At 40.8% G+C, this 15723-nt stretch carries 12 protein-coding genes and 2 pseudogenes; 10 read left to right on the top strand and 4 right to left on the bottom strand.

All coding sequences use genetic code 11. The features are described 5' to 3' along the window. Positions 1-129: 129 nt before the first annotated feature. Together FGS84_RS12080 and FGS84_RS12075 are read right to left on the bottom strand one after the other, a co-directional pair. Positions 130-408 (bottom strand): annotated as a pseudogene (locus FGS84_RS12080) (ATP-binding protein); the annotation flags it as partial. Between the two features lie 5 nt (positions 409-413). Continuing rightward, a pseudogene (locus tag FGS84_RS12075) lies at positions 414-1415 on the bottom strand (IS21 family transposase); the annotation flags it as partial. A gap of 205 nt (positions 1416-1620) precedes the next feature. On the opposite strand from FGS84_RS12075, the gene FGS84_RS30865 reads away from it, so the two are divergent. The 7 genes from FGS84_RS30865 (at position 1621) to FGS84_RS12040 (ending at position 11793) form a co-directional block, all read left to right on the top strand. Further along, on the top strand, positions 1621-1833 hold the full coding sequence (locus tag FGS84_RS30865) for a hypothetical protein (protein ID WP_178332143.1): 213 nt from the start codon (positions 1621-1623) through the stop codon (positions 1831-1833). 405 nt (positions 1834-2238) lie between these two features. Next, positions 2239-5172 carry an N-6 DNA methylase gene (locus FGS84_RS12070; RefSeq protein ID WP_138308522.1) on the top strand — a complete coding sequence of 978 codons (2934 nt, stop codon included), beginning with the start codon at positions 2239-2241 and terminating at the stop codon, positions 5170-5172. Next, positions 5169-5825, top strand: a complete 657-nt coding sequence (locus tag FGS84_RS12065) for a hypothetical protein (protein WP_138308520.1) — start codon at positions 5169-5171, stop codon at positions 5823-5825. The genes FGS84_RS12070 and FGS84_RS12065 overlap by 4 nt, the downstream gene beginning before the upstream one ends. Positions 5826-6151: 326 nt before the next feature. Beyond that, positions 6152-7006: a hypothetical protein gene (locus FGS84_RS31200; protein ID WP_207671117.1), complete on the top strand. Its 855-nt coding sequence runs from the start codon at positions 6152-6154 to the stop codon at positions 7004-7006. A gap of 184 nt (positions 7007-7190) precedes the next feature. Continuing rightward, positions 7191-9116 carry an ABC transporter ATP-binding protein gene (locus FGS84_RS12050; protein WP_138308518.1) on the top strand — a complete coding sequence of 642 codons (1926 nt, stop codon included), beginning with the start codon at positions 7191-7193 and terminating at the stop codon, positions 9114-9116. Then, positions 9116-10960 carry an ABC transporter ATP-binding protein gene (locus FGS84_RS12045; protein ID WP_138308516.1) on the top strand — a complete coding sequence of 615 codons (1845 nt, stop codon included), beginning with the start codon at positions 9116-9118 and terminating at the stop codon, positions 10958-10960. The genes FGS84_RS12050 and FGS84_RS12045 overlap by 1 nt, the downstream gene beginning before the upstream one ends. A gap of 89 nt (positions 10961-11049) precedes the next feature. Beyond that, positions 11050-11793: a DNA mismatch repair protein MutH gene (locus FGS84_RS12040; protein WP_243129954.1), complete on the top strand. Its 744-nt coding sequence runs from the start codon at positions 11050-11052 to the stop codon at positions 11791-11793. Between the two features lie 299 nt (positions 11794-12092). On the opposite strand, the gene FGS84_RS12035 is transcribed toward FGS84_RS12040, so the two are convergent. Together FGS84_RS12035 and FGS84_RS12030 are read right to left on the bottom strand one after the other, a co-directional pair. Then, on the bottom strand, positions 12093-12533 hold the full coding sequence (locus FGS84_RS12035) for a helix-turn-helix domain-containing protein (protein ID WP_002584780.1): 441 nt from the start codon (positions 12531-12533) through the stop codon (positions 12093-12095). Positions 12534-12817: 284 nt separating this feature from the next. Then, on the bottom strand, positions 12818-13048 hold the full coding sequence (locus FGS84_RS12030) for a hypothetical protein (protein ID WP_002584781.1): 231 nt from the start codon (positions 13046-13048) through the stop codon (positions 12818-12820). A gap of 83 nt (positions 13049-13131) precedes the next feature. On the opposite strand from FGS84_RS12030, the gene FGS84_RS12025 reads away from it, so the two are divergent. The 3 genes from FGS84_RS12025 (at position 13132) to FGS84_RS12015 (ending at position 15720) form a co-directional block, all read left to right on the top strand. Further along, a complete protein-coding gene (locus FGS84_RS12025; protein WP_002572751.1) occupies positions 13132-13314 on the top strand; it encodes a hypothetical protein in 183 nt (60 codons plus the stop codon). Between the two features lies 1 nt (position 13315). Continuing rightward, positions 13316-13519: a transcriptional regulator gene (locus tag FGS84_RS12020; protein WP_002584784.1), complete on the top strand. Its 204-nt coding sequence runs from the start codon at positions 13316-13318 to the stop codon at positions 13517-13519. A gap of 128 nt (positions 13520-13647) precedes the next feature. Next, on the top strand, positions 13648-15720 hold the full coding sequence (locus FGS84_RS12015) for a Mu transposase C-terminal domain-containing protein (protein ID WP_119205664.1): 2073 nt from the start codon (positions 13648-13650) through the stop codon (positions 15718-15720). Positions 15721-15723: the final 3 nt, after the last annotated feature.

The raw sequence follows: 15723 nt of genomic DNA, 5'->3' as shown, positions 1-15723 counted from the left end.
TCTGTCATTTGTACCTGGTGTACCGGTTTCTTTTCTCTTGCCATAATAAAAGGCCTCCTATGATTTTTTATTTTATCATAGAAGACCTTTTGCTAATACCTATTTACAGAAAAATTTTCATACACTCCAGGTTGCCAGACGGCTGATCAAAGTTTTGGTCAGCTTTCGACCAGAATCAAAGTCAATTGCCGCAATGCTGACATCAGGCTGTTCAAACCCAGCCTGGCGGCTCAGTCTTTTCAGCCGATTGTTTTTGCGGTTGCTATACTCGACATCAACAAGCATACCGAATCGATCTTCAAAAGATACTTCTTTCATTGAGGCATCATCCATCTGTATACGATATGCATCAGCCATCGAGGTCATCTGCATTTCAATAAGTTTATTAATTGGACTTTGATTTGTCATGATCATTAATCTCCATAGTATTCAGTTCCTCTTGTGATGCCGTGCGGTTTCGCTGTTGTTTTATATGCGTCTGTCTCGTCAGACATAAGGTCCGGGTTATCTTTCATTGGAGCCAAAAGATTCTTGATACTTTTATAGCTGGGTTTACCGGAATAGGAAAGTGCTCTGGCGCAAGCCTGTTCCAACTTTGCTGGTAAATGTTTTTCTGCCAGCTTCAACAATCCCATACAGCTTCTGTAGGACTGCTGCTCGACCCTACCGGAGGTAAGTATTGCATCGACACCCTTACTTGTGTTAATTCCAATTGAATCTGCCCATCTGCGGAAACGGTCACCATTCCATTCCAGATATTTCTGGTGTTCCAGTGGCATATGTTCCGTTACGGTAGAATACTGACCACTTCGCCTATGAAGCCGCCGGTGAGAAGCAATTCGATTGTAATCATAAAATATCTAAACCGTTGTGTCTGTTATGCGCACACCGACCTTATTTTTGATATACTGATAAGGCACAGAGTAGTACATCTTATCTATTGCGATGTGATAGTTGAACTGGACGGTGGCTTGCTTCCGCTCAGCCAGTTCAAAGGGTGTGGCAGGCAACGGAGCCAGTAATGGCATTTCTTTCCCAAGAAATAAACTGAGCCTGCCATATTCCTTTTTCTGGAACTACGAGCATTATAGACATCCAGTTTTTCGCGGATAACAGCGTTTAATTCTGCAAGCGAAAAAATCTTCATTGCGAAGGGCTGCAGTTATCCAGGTAGAGATCTTACCTACAGATCCTTCTACATTCGGTTTATCCTTGGGTTTCCGGACTCTGGCCGGAATGATGGCAAGATTAGAGTGTTCTGCTATTTCGTGATAGGTAGTATTCAAAGCAGCGGTATACCAATTACTTTTCGCATGATTCACCGCAGTGGTGCAGTTGTCTGAGACAAGCATTGGCGTAACACCGCCAAAGAATTCAAACATCTGAACATGTGCTTTGATTCAGTTGTTTGTTTTTAGCCCCGGAATAATCAGGTGTGATGAGCGATAATCGTAAGCAAGCTGCATTTCCAGGTGAATAACCCTTGAACAGTATTTAAAAGAATCGAAAGAGGTATATTGACCATTTTTAGTGATGTACACAAAAGCCGGATACGTTGCATAGAAAATAATATTGTGTTTTTTCAAAGACTATTTGACGAGATTTAATTATTATCATATAATGAAAAATATCGAACATTTGTTTCTGCGCTTTTTGGTGGAAGACGGAATCCTGGACTTTAAAGTCAAAGGAGGTTATTCTCTGCTATCCTTACAGATGGGGGTTCTGAAATTTACAGCCAGAAAAGAAATGGGAGAATTATGTGAAGGTACGAAAATTCTATTGTGGCCCATAAGGCTTCAGGCAGAAGGGGCCTGTGAAAAGAATCCATAAAGTTCTTGGGCTGGAAGCCATAACATCAGGTGAAGTAAATATTAGTCCGAGTTTATTGAGATAAAATAGATAAGCATAGGCAGATTTCACTGCACCAGAATTTGGTCTTGCACAAAGACATGTGGAATTTAGTCTCACAAACTATTTCCAGATGCCCCCTTCACATGCAATAAATTCAGTAAGTATGGCTTATGAACTCATTATAAGATAAAAATGCGAAGTTGTTAGGGTTGAAATATCGAAATTAAATCAGAGTACTTACAGCAAAAACAAGACTCTGGGGTTGTATTTTAGTTTGAAAATTTATTGTAGTAACTTGTATTGTATTTTTCTGAAGATTATCATACAATCGGATTAGATTTTACATTTGCGAATATCAAACAAAATAGCAGGAGGTGATGACTAGTGTCACATGTTGACAAGGTTATAAAATTGATGGGATATTCAGACTCATCAAATTTGAAATATATGCGCGATGGGATTGATATTAATGTGTATACAGCCCATGTGAATAAGATACTTAGTGAATTATCTCCATATGCTGTTTACATGATTGATAATCAACCTTTTGTTTTGTTTTTTGAAGCGATGTCAGATAAGAACAGTGAAAAACACTTATATCAAAAGATTTGGAACGCTCAGATTCCGGTTGTTGTTATATGTGATTCTGGAACTGTTACTATTTATAATGGGTGTACATTTGAACGTAAAAGTTCTTCGCTGATTGAGGTTGATAAACTATCAATTAATAGTATTAATGAATATTCACCATTTTCATATTGGGAAATTACTAATCATGACATGTGGTCGAAACATTCTAGAAAATTTGCAGGTGAAACACTTAATGATTGTTTGTTACGTAATTTATCTGATATTACTATAAAGCTTAAAAATGAGTTTAACATACCTTTTGCAACGAAGATTGTATTAAGGCTTATATTTATTCGGTATCTCATAGACCGTGGAGTAGATTTGGATTATCCTGGATTTTCTTCTGATATTGAATTGTCACGTAAAAAGTTATTAAGCCTTTTGAAGGATAGAGATAGTTTATATAGATTGTTTGTGCATTTGAAAAGAAAATTTAATGGAAATTTGTTTGAACTTATAGACGAGCAGAATGACACAAGCTTAACAAAAAATGCACTCAGGGTTTTGGCGGATTTTCTATCAGGTAATATTGATACTGTTACTGGTCAGCTGTCATTTTTTGACTTATACGATTTTAATATTATACCAGTTGAGTTGATTAGCAATATTTATGAGATTTTATTAGGTAAGGAACAGAGGAATAAGGATAATGCGTTTTATACCCCTCATTATTTAGTTAACTATATCTTGGATGCATCATTGTCTCCTTTTGTGAAACAATATGGATGCTGTACAGTTTTGGATCCATCCTGTGGGTCTGGCATATTCTTAGTTGAAAGTTATCGTAGGATGGTTGAAAAACAAATCAATGGAAATCTCTTTACAGAAGACGATAATCTTCTGCAAGATATTCTGTCAAATAATATTTATGGGGTTGATCTTAATCCTGATGCTATTGATGTCGCCATTTTTTCACTGTACCTAACCGTATTGGATTATAAAAATCCAAAGACATTATGTTCGTTTCAACTCCCTGATCTTAAGGGGAATAATTTATTCTCCAATGATTTTTTTGATGAAGATGCGTTAGAATCATTAAAAAAAATATCATTTGATTTTATTGTTGGTAATCCTCCTTGGGGAAAAGGTAATGCTATGCTTGTTAAATATTGTGATAGCAGAGGTTATCATCAGTATTTACAAAATACAGATACATGCAGAGCTTTTATTTTAAGATCAAAGGATTTCTGCAGTAGCAAGACCCAATGTTGTTTAGTTTTGCATTCGAAAATGTTATATATGCAAAAAACCCCTTCTAAATTGTTTAGAAGATTCTTATTATCTAACACACAAATTATCCGATTGATTGAGTTATCTTCTGTTAGAACTCGTATATTTAAAAATGCTGATGCACCAGCAATTATTTTAACTTATAAATTTGCTAATGAGAATGTTTTGCAAAATCGATTTGAATATATTTCAATGAAGCCAAATATCTTTTTCAAACTATTCAAAATTATTGTGGTAGAAAAGACAGATATAAAATATGTCCAGCAGAGTTTACTCAAGAGTAATGACTGGGCTTGGAAAACACTGGTTTATGGATTTACAGGCGATATAGATAATATAATGAATTTGAAAAAACGTTATTTATCTTTAGGTGCTGCCATTGATGAACAGTCACCGAAAATTATAAAGGGAACTGGTATTAAATATAGTGATAAAGGGGATAAGGTAAATAAGAAGGATTCGTCCCATTTATTAGGTAGAGATTTTTTGGATTCCAGAGCTATTGATCATTTTGAAATTGATCTTAGCCGACTAAGTGGATTTAAGAAGGCTAAAGTGGAAAGTTTGCGAAATGAAGCCTTATATCAAGCGCCTTACTGTTTGGTGAAGCGTGGAATTGATATGACCAATTATTCCATGAGATCGGTTTATTCTGAAAAAAGTTTTATTTTCCGAGAGGCATTTTATGCATTTAAAGGAACGCATGAGCAAAAACAATTTCTTCTTAATCTTACTGGAATTTTTAATTCAAAGGTTTATAGTTATTTTAATTTGATGCTTAATTCATCGCTTGGTATTGAGAGAGAGCAAAGACAAATGGATGAAGTCCTTACTTATCCCTTTGTTTATAATGAAGAAATTGTTCAGTCTGTAGAAAATATACAAGCATTAAAAAGTAATAATGGTTTTATGAAATTTCAAGAAGATGCTACATCAGAGATTGAAGAATTAAATAAAATAATACTTAAGTCCTTTGGATTATGGGATAATGAGTTTGTTGATTATGCTTTCCGTATACAGATACCACAGTTAACAGAAGTAGATGACAGTGATGTTTATCGTGATGTCACAGTGCCAGAGCTTCAAGAGTATGGGCGTATTTTTGATTCTTGTCTTACAGATATTTTTTCTAGGAGCAATAAATATATCAAGATATTGGTATATCCAAAGGTTGCTGGACATTACTGTGCTTTTGAAGTTGTTATACAAAAAGAGCGTCCAGAAGGCGTTTTTCAGGTTAAGAAAAATGCTGATGATAACAAGAAAATATTAACTTTACTTTCCTCATATAAAATAAATGACTTATTTTATCAGCTAAAAGATACTTTATTTTTTAAAGAGGATTCATTCTGCATTATTAAGCCCAATCAGTACAAAAACTGGCATCCTGCTATTGCAAAACTTGATTTAATAGAAGTAGTAGATAGAATTCTTACCAGAAGTGGAGGGAACAGATGATGCAAGGATTTAAAGACGAGTCATATAACATTGATTTCGAAGATGGTTTGTTTGAAAGCATCATGGAGCACTTAATAAGATGTAGTGATGAAATGAAAGCCGATTGCATAGAAACAGGTAATTTGCTGAATAATAACGAAGATAAAATAACGAATCGATTAGTCGAAAATTATTTAAATAAAGGTTCAGCTTTTATGCGTTTCATTTTGCAGTCGCCTGAAAGTTTCGTGCCAGATGAGGATATTTATAAAGGAAGAACAGACATAAAAGTAGTGCCTCAGAATTGGTTCATGGATATTAATGATTATTATATAATTGAATGTAAGCGTATTGATGGTAAAGCAAAACTAAATAAGGAATATATAATTAATGGTATAGCAAGATTTGTGATATCACCGCCTAAATATTCTTCGTTTAATAAGCGGAACATAATGTTCGGCTATGTTGTACAAGATATCAATATACCAAATAACACCATAGAAATTGAACGGCTGCAAAAAACAATGATTGATGAGGTTACTTCTGAAGGATTTATATTAAATAATAACTCTGGCGCAGAATGTTATATTTATTCGTGTAAATATACTGTAAATACAGAATGGATAGAACTACGGCATCTATTTTACGACTTTTCAGATTGTATTAGTAGTTGATAGTGAGTGCCCAAAATATACGTTCCTAGGCAAATGGGAAGAAACGAATTATTTAGCCTTATTATTTATACATAATGAAGAATATAGACTTCCGTTATGGGGGGGGGGGGTGGGCTGTTTTCTATGTGAAAAAACGATTCAGGTGAATATCACGAAGAGTACGCAGTTTATCAAGTCTTTAGGTATTGTGGCCGAATTTACTTGAAAAAGATGGAAAGGATAATGGTGAAATAGTAGTACTTGCTATTCTGCAAGTATTCCCTGTTATAGAATATATCGTTATCGTTGTGAAGATAGGTTACTAAAAATATTATTGGAGGAATACTATGGGAAAATACACTCCATTGACACATTGGCTAAGTAGTCAAAATTTTGATAAGATAAGCTTGTCATTTAATGAGATTGAAAAAATTATTGGAGAGAAATTACCACCTAGCGCCTATAAACACAACCGATGGTGGTTGAATGATAAAAATCACGCACAAGGTAAAAGTTGGATTGACGCGGGATATACTGTGACAAATTATACTCGAATATACAAAGATTGTAAGGTGATCTTTGAAAAGGACCCTGGAATACACAGAATATATGAAGATTACTATGTAAAGGCAAGCTGGTATAACTCAAGAATTGTATATGCTGATTTAGTAAATTTGTTTTTGACTGCAAATGATAATATGATTAGTAATAATTCAGATCTTTTTGATTCGGGTTCATCGGAGAGGTCTATTTGTGGTGCATTAATGTTAAGTATACATGACTATTTGCGCAACACTCCATTCTATGAATATTATGTTGATGTAGAATATAATAGGAATCGAGGCGGCCTTGTTAAAACAATCATTGATAATAATGAAGTCGTTACTAACGTTACATGTGATTTGATTCTACACAGCAGAGGTGTATTTTATGAGCAAGATAACTTAATAGCAGTAGAAATGAAAAAAGCGACACGTTCAGAAGATGATAAAGAATCAGATAAAAAGCGGCTTATTGCTCTAACACAGAGTGATAATAGTGTATGGAGTTATGGTGGTGAATCGTTTCCGGAGCACGTTTGTCGCTATATTCTGGGGGTATACTATGAAATTAGTAAATACTGTAATTCTATCCATCTCGAATTTTATCGTCAAGGTCAGAAAGTAGATACGCTGGAAATAAAGATTCCCCCTATAGTTTGATTAGCGGATTACATACTTAAGAATTATTTCCCGTTTTACATTTTAGCGGTTCCCGGCCAATGACAATGAAAACTGAAAAAACAGATTGATTTCTGGACTATTATATGTGCATATAAATATGAAAAAGGTAAATTAGTATGGTAGAATAGTAGTAATATACCATATGAGTAAAAGGAATAAAGAAATGGGAAATAATGTAAAAACAAAGCATAGAAAGCTCTATCTAATATCCAGGTTCCTCCAAGGTTCCAAAGTCTATTTCGCGGCAGCCGTAGCCGCATCGTTGCTATCCACCATATTAAATGCCCTGACCCCGCAGATTTTCCGGTTCAGTATTGACCAGGTGCTCAGCGGGAACCGGGGAAACAGCGGGGGCGGAGGTATCTATCTGTCCAATCACCTCTGGATACTGGCGCTGATGATTGTGGCGGTTGCAATAGCTTCGGGGATTTTCACCTATATCAGCCGTACCAATACGGCCAGGGCAGGGGAGAATTTTGCTAAAAATTTAAGGGATGCGTTATTTATTCATGTTCAGAAGCTGCCCATGAAATGGCATGACAGGAACCAGACAGGGGATATTATACAGCGGTGTACCTCGGACGTGGAGGTGATTCGCGGATTTGTGGTTACACAGCTTCTGGAGGTGTTCCGCACGGCGTTTCTTGTGATTACGTCTTTTGTTATGATGTTTTCCATGAATGTGAAGCTTTCCTGCGTCGTTCTTTTGTTTGTACCGGTTGTAGTCGTGTATTCCACTGTGTTTTACCGGTTGATTGCAAAACGGTTCACCACTGCGGATGAAGCGGAGGGGGAGCTTTCCACGGTGGTGCAGGAAAATGCAACGGGAGTGCGTGTGGTGCGGGCATTTGGCCGGGAACAGTTTGAGATGGAGCGGTTCGACAAAAAGAATAATGCGTTTGCCAAGCTGTGGATTCGGCTGGGAACGTTATCTGGACTGTATTGGGGGATTGGTGACCTGATTACAGGGCTGCAGGTGATTGCGGTTATTATATTCGGAGTCATGGAGGCAGTAAATGGTTTTATTTCCGTTGGTGAATTTGTGGCATTCGCAGCCTACAATTCAACGCTGGTATGGCCAATCCGCGGTCTTGGGCGTATTCTCTCGGATATGAGTAAAGCAGGTGTTTCGTTTGAACGTGTGGACTATATCATCCGGTCCCAGGAAGAGGCGTATGGAAAAGAGGAGGAAAAAAACGGGAAAGAGAGCGAAGTGTCCCGAGGGAAGTTTGATATTTCCTTTCAGCATGTATCCTTTGGATATGAAGAAGGAAAGGATGTGCTACGGGATATTTCATTCACGGCCCCGGAGGGCAGGACACTTGGAATATTAGGAGGAACAGGCAGCGGAAAGTCTACTATAATCCAGCTGCTTTCAAGGCTGTATGAGCTGGAGGATAACAGGGGAAGCATTCGCGTTGGCGGCAGAGCGATACAGGATATTCCCATTGAGGAGCTCAGGAGAAATATTGGAATGGTATTGCAGGAGCCATTTTTGTATTCCAGGACGATTCGGGAAAATATAGCGGCCTCCGTACCGGACGCATCCATGGATGATATTCGGTATGCGGCGCGGATTGCGTGCATTGATGATGCCATTATGAGCTTTCCGGACGGATATGAGACACTTGTGGGGGAACGGGGAGTCACTTTGTCGGGGGGACAGAAGCAGAGGATTGCCATTGCCAGAATGCTGCTTCAGAAAGCTCCGGTTATGGTATTTGACGATTCCTTATCAGCCGTGGATTCCCAGACAGATTATTGCATCCGCTGTGCGCTGAAGGAACATATGAGGGAGGCAACCGTAATTCTGATATCCCACAGAGTGACATCTCTCATGGGGGCGGATGAGATATTGGTGCTGAATCAGGGGAAAATTGAAGAACGGGGAAGCCATAGGGAGCTGATACAGAGAAACGGGATTTACCGCAGGATTTATGAAATACAGATGAGCCGGGATGACAGAGTGAAGATGGAAATGGATGCAACAGGCGGGAGTACAGCTGATGGGAATACAGTTGATGAAAATGCGGAAAAGGATAATAAACCGGACAGGAAGAATGAGACAGACGCGGGAGGAAGTAATTAATGGCAGCCTATGAAGAGCAGGAGTATAACAATCCCTTCAGCTTCAGGATATGGATGAAGCTGTTTCCATTTTTCAAACCTTATAAGAAGTTTTTCGCAATCACATTGGGACTGAATATTCTTCTGGCAGGGGTGGATATCCTTGTGCCTCTGTTCCAGAGCTATGCCATTGATACATTCATAATACCGGACCGTTTGGACGGACTTGGGGCATTTGCGCTAATCTATATTTTGGTTATTGTTTGCCAGACTATCTGCGTGTATGTATCGGTTCATGCGGCTACTACAATTGAGATGAATGTGGGAAAGGATTTAAAGCGGGCCCAGTTCCAGCATTTACAGACACTGTCATTTTCCTATTATAATACAACGCCGGTGGGATATATCCATGCCCGGGTGATGAGCGATACTTTGAGGATTGCGGGAATGACGGCATGGGGCCTGGTGGATATGTTCTGGGCCTTGATTTATGTGGTCAGTGTATTTGTTATTATGTTTATACTGAATGCGCAGCTGGCATTTATCATTACCATGATTGTTCCGTGCATTGCCCTGCTGACTGTGTATTTCCAGAATCGAATCCTGAAATGGAACCGTAAGGTAAGGCGGATTAATTCACAGATTACAAGTGCTTACAATGAAGGTATCACCGGAGTCAGGACGTCTAAGAGTATGGTTATTGAAACGGACAATGAGAAGCGCTTCTTTGAAAAGACATCGGATATGCATCAGGCCGCCATTCATTCTGCAAAGCTGAATGCGGTCTATATTCCGGCTATTCTGTTTTTCAGTTCCGTGGCCTCGGCAGTTGTATTGGCAAAGGGCGGCTATATGGTTCAGGAGAATATTATAAAGCTTGGGACGTTATCTGTATTTATCTCCTATGCGGTTGTTATATTTGAACCAATCCAGCAGCTGGCCAGACTGCTGGCGGATTTGATTTCCTGTCAGGCAAATATTGAGCGGGTGATGGATTTGCTGGAGCAGAAGCCCAATGTGGTGGACCGGACGGATGTGCTCATGAAGTATGGGGACGCCTTTTCTCCCAATAAGGGCAACTGGGAAAAAATCCAGGGGGATATTGTGTTTGAGGATGTTTCCTTTATGTATCCGGATGGGAAGGAATATGTACTGGAACATTTTAACCTTCATGTGCCTGCGGGCATGAATGTTGCGATTGTGGGGGAGACCGGGGCCGGGAAGTCCACCCTTGTAAACCTGGTGGGCAGGTTCTTTGAACCCACAAAAGGAAGAATATTGATTGACGGCGTGGATTACCGGGAACGGTCGCAGCTGTGGCTTCACAGCCAGATTGGTTATGTGCTGCAAAATCCGCATCTGTTTTCGGGAACCGTGAGAGAGAATATTCGATACGGACGTCTGGATGCATCGGATGAGGAGATTGAAGAGGCGGCCAGGAATGTGTCTGCAGATATGGTTGTGGCGAAAATGGAAAAAGGTTATGACAGCAATGTAGGTGAAAGCGGGGGCCTTCTGTCCACAGGAGAGAAACAGCTGATATCATTTGCCCGGGCAGTCCTGGCCAACCCGGCTATTTTTGTTCTGGATGAGGCCACCTCATCAATTGACACGCAGACGGAAAAGCTGATTCAGGATGCAACAAACCATCTGCTGAAGGGGCATACTTCTTTTGTGATTGCACACCGTTTATCTACAATCCGTCAGGCTGATTTGATATTGGTTGTGAAGGACGGGAAAATCATAGAACTGGGCAGCCACATGGAACTGCTGGGGCAGAAGGGGTATTATTATGAACTGTATTCCAGGCAGTTTGAGGAGGAGGCAGCTATGAAAGTGTTTGCGGGGGAACGGGTTAGGCGCTAGAGCCAATATGCAGTCAGATGCAACATGAGGTTCATATGATGGATGTTTCCCAAATAGGAATATCAGGATAACCATAAGGAGAAAAGAGAATGAGACTTGAAGAAGCATGTGTTCGGTTTAATAAGTTGGCAGGTATTCGATTTAAAGAGTTGTTTAATCAGGATGATATGGATATGATAATCACTAATAAGGGTAAAACAGGCCAGCTTTTGGAATTAGCACTTGGAATACATTTGTCCAGTACAAATCTGGATTTTGAAGATGGAGAATTAAAAACAAATAAATGTGATTTTAGGGGAAATCCGCGGGAAACGGTTTTTATTACACAGATTAGCCGTGCAATTGATGAGTTAATTCAGGAACGCCCATTCGAGGAAACACATCTGTATGAGAAAATCAGCAATATTCTTTATGTGCCTGTCTGCAAAGATGGCAGTCCCAAAGACTGGATGTTTTTGCCTAGTATTCATATAGACCTTAGTACTTCCAGGTATGCACGGCTCCGGGATATTTGGCGCTCTGACTATTATTCAATTTGCAGACAGCTGAAGGGGCACATAGAGACAAGTTCAGATGGGTGCATACATACGTCCAATGGGCAGCATATACAGGTGCGGAGCAAGGATTCAAAGCCATATCATCCCATTTATTCGGAGACTTATGGCCGTTATGTTTCCAATAAGAATCATGCATTCTGTAGGTTACCAAGATATTTGACAAAACCGAGACAGAGGAGGAATGAGTGGGATATGGCGGGAAGTGACGGTATATCAAGGGTTTCGGCGGTTTTTAGAGGAAAATCGCTATTGACAAATAAAATGAGAATAATATAGAAAAAGGACCTTTTCCAAGAAAATTGCCGGAAAGGTCCTTTTTTTGAGCCGTTAAAAATTAACGTTAATCAATGTTATAAAATTATGTGAAAAGTACGCAAAATCAATGATTGACGCGTTAATAATAATCTGAAAATACTTAAAAAAATGTAAGTTTTTGAAGATAGAGCAAGTCGCAAATTTGGATAATGCTAAAAAACGTGCGACTTGCCCATTTTAAAAGGGATTTAGCCATTTTGCTTTTATAATTGCAAGTCGCAAATTATGGTTTATTTATAGGCCAAAATATAATAAAAAAATCAAGCTATTTCGCTATTTCCGTCCATGACGTTTTTTCCATGATTCGAGGTTGATGACAACTCCGATTTTTCACACTTAGCAACCTTTGCACGAAGATAGTTTTTTACATCAACTTGTTCTTCTAAGGGAAGGCTCCTCAACATAAAAATTATGAGTTCCTCAGATTCATTTAATTTCAGACCATATTCAATATTAGATATTTTTGGGGAGTTACTATCTATAATTGATGCTTCCCCAGTTAAAATCCAATCTATAGAAGTTTGAAGCAATTTAGATAACGAAACTAGTGCTTTAGAAGATGGTAAAACATTACCGCGCTCTATTTCGCTAAGGTTACCATTAGATATTCCAGTAGCAGCATAAACATCTTTTTGCGTTAGATTAAGTTCTTTTCTACGAGTTTTAATTCTTATCCCAACCATTTTATCAATATTATCCATTTGACCTCCCATTTTGATACAGATTATCTAATTTAAGATAAAATCTAAAAAAGAATATTGACAATATCTAAAATTAGATATATTATATCTGTATGGATGATTTATAAGCCAATACAAAAGTACCACATTTTGAAGATTACTTCAAGGAAAAGTACTTGAATCCACAGCATATCTACAATCAAGTCTGATTGAATAAGCAACATTCTTTGAAAGCCAGGTTCCTGGCCTATGATTATAAAAGGAAAGAACCACCAGCCAAAGCTGATGGTTCCCTGTGCCAGATGTTAAATGGCACTGAAGTGGTATGATTCCCCATATTGGGAAACCTCACCATGGAGGCGGAACTTGCTTTTTGGCTTCGGAGCATCTGCTTCAAAGTCAGCAGAGCAGGAACCATCCTCACTGACCTGACCGGAAACGAATTTCCAGTCAATCGAGTTGCCGGAAGCGAAGGAAACAATACGGGTCAACGAATCATTTTTCACTTCTGGCTGCCTCTTTGGCGAGATAACCATGGGGCTCACCTCCCCTGAAAGGCTGTATCGTTATACCTTTCAGTGCCATTTTAAAGGAAATTAGAAAAGAGGTGATAAATCTCATGAAAAATGGCAAGAAGCCAACCTTAAGCCAGAAAAAGGAGATGAAACTTCATGGCCTGCAGCCAGAGAACTGGCTGGTGATAAAGGATACCAGAGAGTTTCTGGAAGTGGTAAGCAGAATGGAACTTAAGCGAATTGGAACAGGCAGGAAACGGACCAGAAGATTATACAGGAGTGAGTAAGATGGCAGATGTAAAGACAAGGGAGCTTGGAAAGATTGTCAAGAAGCGTCTGATTGAACTGGAGATGACCCAGGTCCAGCTGGCAAATATATTGGGGACCACTCCCCAAGAATTATGCCGGATGCTGAAGGGAAAGAGGCCTGGGTATAAGTACCGGGAGCAAATGCTGAAAATTCTCAAAATAAATGAGAATGATGTGGCATAGGGGGCTGGATATGGACTTGCATAAAAGAAGAACGCCCTACTTCTGGGGGAAGGTCGGGCGTTCCGATAAATACTCATCTGCATTGTACTATACCAACAGCCAAATTGCAACAGAAAGGGGGAAATCTGATGGAAGAAATTTATATATCCATGAAAGATGCATCTAAATTGGAAGAAGCAGTGTATAAAACATTCTTAAAACAGGTTTCTCAAAGAGTAAAAAAAGAGGGGTTGGTTATCAGAACAGAGAAATCTGAAAAGGGAGGCCAAGAGCGAAAATACATCAAACTTACTGACCTAAGCCCCAAAGCCCAGAAGGCCTACCGGGCCATGAAGAAGATAGATACAGAAGAAGGAAGTGATATCGTGATGGAGAAGCTGTCCCCAGAGGAGCCCTGGTACCTGGATACCGATGTGAACTGGTACATAGAGAACCACAGCCAGGCATATTACAAGGCGGTGGAGCTGTCCCGGCTCCTGCAGGACATCATCAACTATTCGGATGCAGACAAGACGGAGTACATCATCCGGAAGGCGGCGGAGCTGGGAATGAGCCAAAGGACTTTGTACCGCCACATGGACAAATACCTGGAGGCGGCAGGGTGGGCCCTGAAGATGCTGCGGGAGACCGGGGCCAACTACGATTATTACAAGGTCCTGTGCCTGTGCCGGAAACCCAAGGATTCCAACACCTTCCCCACCTTTACGCCAGAAGTGAAGCAGAAGATACACAACATCTGGTTCGACAAAGACTTTGCCCGGAATGAAGGAAAGCGTCAGATGCTGTATGACAAGCTGCTGGAAATCGGTACGGCCAATGGCTGGCCCATCCCATCTTACCAGAGTGTATGCCGTTACATATCCCACCTGATGGCAGACGGGCAGCTGGAAAGCGCCCATTTCCTTGCAGCCAAAGGTGACAGGGCGTGGAAGAACAAGCGGATGGTGAAGGCCCTGCGCGATACCCGGTCCCTCCAGGTCATGGAGGTCCTCTTAGGGGATGAACATACCTTTGACTGCTGGGTCTCCTATCAGCTGCCTAATGGGAAGGTGACGGCCATCAAGCCCAAACTGGTGGCCTGGATTGACGCCAGGAGCCGCATGGTGCTGGGGGATATCATCTGCCGGGATGCCAATGCCCAGATACTGAAGCAGTCCCTGATCAAGGTATTGTATGGAACCCCGGGAGGGATGCCGAAATACTTGAACATTGACAACGGAAAGGACTATACCTCCAGGGAGCTGACCGGCGTCAAACGCTATCCCACCCGGGAAGAAGCAGAACGGTACGCCGGATTTGAGGAGGTAAAAGCGGGATTCTATCACACCATTGGGATAGAGGACTTCCACCGGAGCCGTCCTTATGAGCCATGGAGCAAATCTGAAATAGAGCGGCTGTTTAAGACGGTATGCGATGGATTCTCCCGGTGGTTTAAGAGTTACACGGGTACATTGACAGGAAGCAGGACAAGCGCCAAGATTGACAAGGACATCAAGCAGATGCTTGAGCAGGGGAAGCTGCTGACCATGGAGGAATTTTATGAGAAGTGGAGCCACTACCTGCACAACGTGTATGCGGTGAAGGTCCACAGGGGCTTAAAAAACCAGGGAGAAACATACTGTACCCCGCAGGAGTTATTTGACAAAGGGGAACGGTATGAGAAGGCCCTGCCGCCAAAATCCTTTGCCCTGCTGCAGCTGATGAAGTCAGAGCGGGCACGGGTATATAACGTGGGAATCCGGAAATTCGGCCAGGTCTATAACCATCCGGAGCTGATTTATTACATGGACAAGCATGTGGACATCAAGTATGACCCGGAGGATGTAACCCGGCTGCTTGTATTTGACGCCCAGGACGGCCATATGATTTGTGAGGCCGAGAGCCAGGAACTGTTAAAGATTGCCCACAAGGTCCCACAGGAGGCGCTGGAACGCCACATCCGGCTCCAGAAGCAGCAGATGAAGGATGTGCGTGAGAAGCTGAAGGAAATGAGATGCCCGCTGGATGAACGGATTGCCGGCGCGGCCCAAGCCAACACCATCGTGGGAAGCATGATGATAGAAGGGGAAGGGAACAGCCAGAAGGTCATCACGCTGCCGAAGGAGGAGAGCTACCGGGAACACAGGAAGGCGGCGCGGCAGTCGGAATATATCGCCAGACAGGGCCGCGAAGCGCTGGAGAAACTGCGCAACATGGGTTAAGTC

Origin of the sequence: Clostridium sp. 1001271st1 H5, assembly GCF_005845215.1 — a bacterium.
GTDB lineage: Bacteria > Bacillota > Clostridia > Lachnospirales > Lachnospiraceae > Enterocloster.
This window is presented reverse-complemented; position numbering and strand designations above follow the sequence as displayed.

Excerpts from the sequence above, each read along its gene's own strand:
- FGS84_RS12040 (WP_243129954.1), top strand. The coding sequence starts at position 11,050 with ATGAGACTTGAAGAAGCATGTGTTCGGTTTAATAAGTTGGCAGGTATT.
- FGS84_RS12050 (WP_138308518.1), top strand. The coding sequence starts at position 7,191 with ATGGGAAATAATGTAAAAACAAAGCATAGAAAGCTCTATCTAATATCC.
- FGS84_RS12035 (WP_002584780.1), bottom strand. The coding sequence starts at position 12,533 with ATGGATAATATTGATAAAATGGTTGGGATAAGAATTAAAACTCGTAGA.
- FGS84_RS12020 (WP_002584784.1), top strand. The coding sequence starts at position 13,316 with ATGGCAGATGTAAAGACAAGGGAGCTTGGAAAGATTGTCAAGAAGCGT.
- FGS84_RS12030 (WP_002584781.1), bottom strand. The coding sequence starts at position 13,048 with ATGGTTATCTCGCCAAAGAGGCAGCCAGAAGTGAAAAATGATTCGTTG.
- FGS84_RS12065 (WP_138308520.1), top strand. The coding sequence starts at position 5,169 with ATGATGCAAGGATTTAAAGACGAGTCATATAACATTGATTTCGAAGAT.
- FGS84_RS31200 (WP_207671117.1), top strand. The coding sequence starts at position 6,152 with ATGGGAAAATACACTCCATTGACACATTGGCTAAGTAGTCAAAATTTT.
- FGS84_RS12045 (WP_138308516.1), top strand. The coding sequence starts at position 9,116 with ATGGCAGCCTATGAAGAGCAGGAGTATAACAATCCCTTCAGCTTCAGG.
- FGS84_RS12025 (WP_002572751.1), top strand. The coding sequence starts at position 13,132 with ATGAAAAATGGCAAGAAGCCAACCTTAAGCCAGAAAAAGGAGATGAAA.
- FGS84_RS30865 (WP_178332143.1), top strand. The coding sequence starts at position 1,621 with ATGAAAAATATCGAACATTTGTTTCTGCGCTTTTTGGTGGAAGACGGA.
- FGS84_RS12015 (WP_119205664.1), top strand. The coding sequence starts at position 13,648 with ATGGAAGAAATTTATATATCCATGAAAGATGCATCTAAATTGGAAGAA.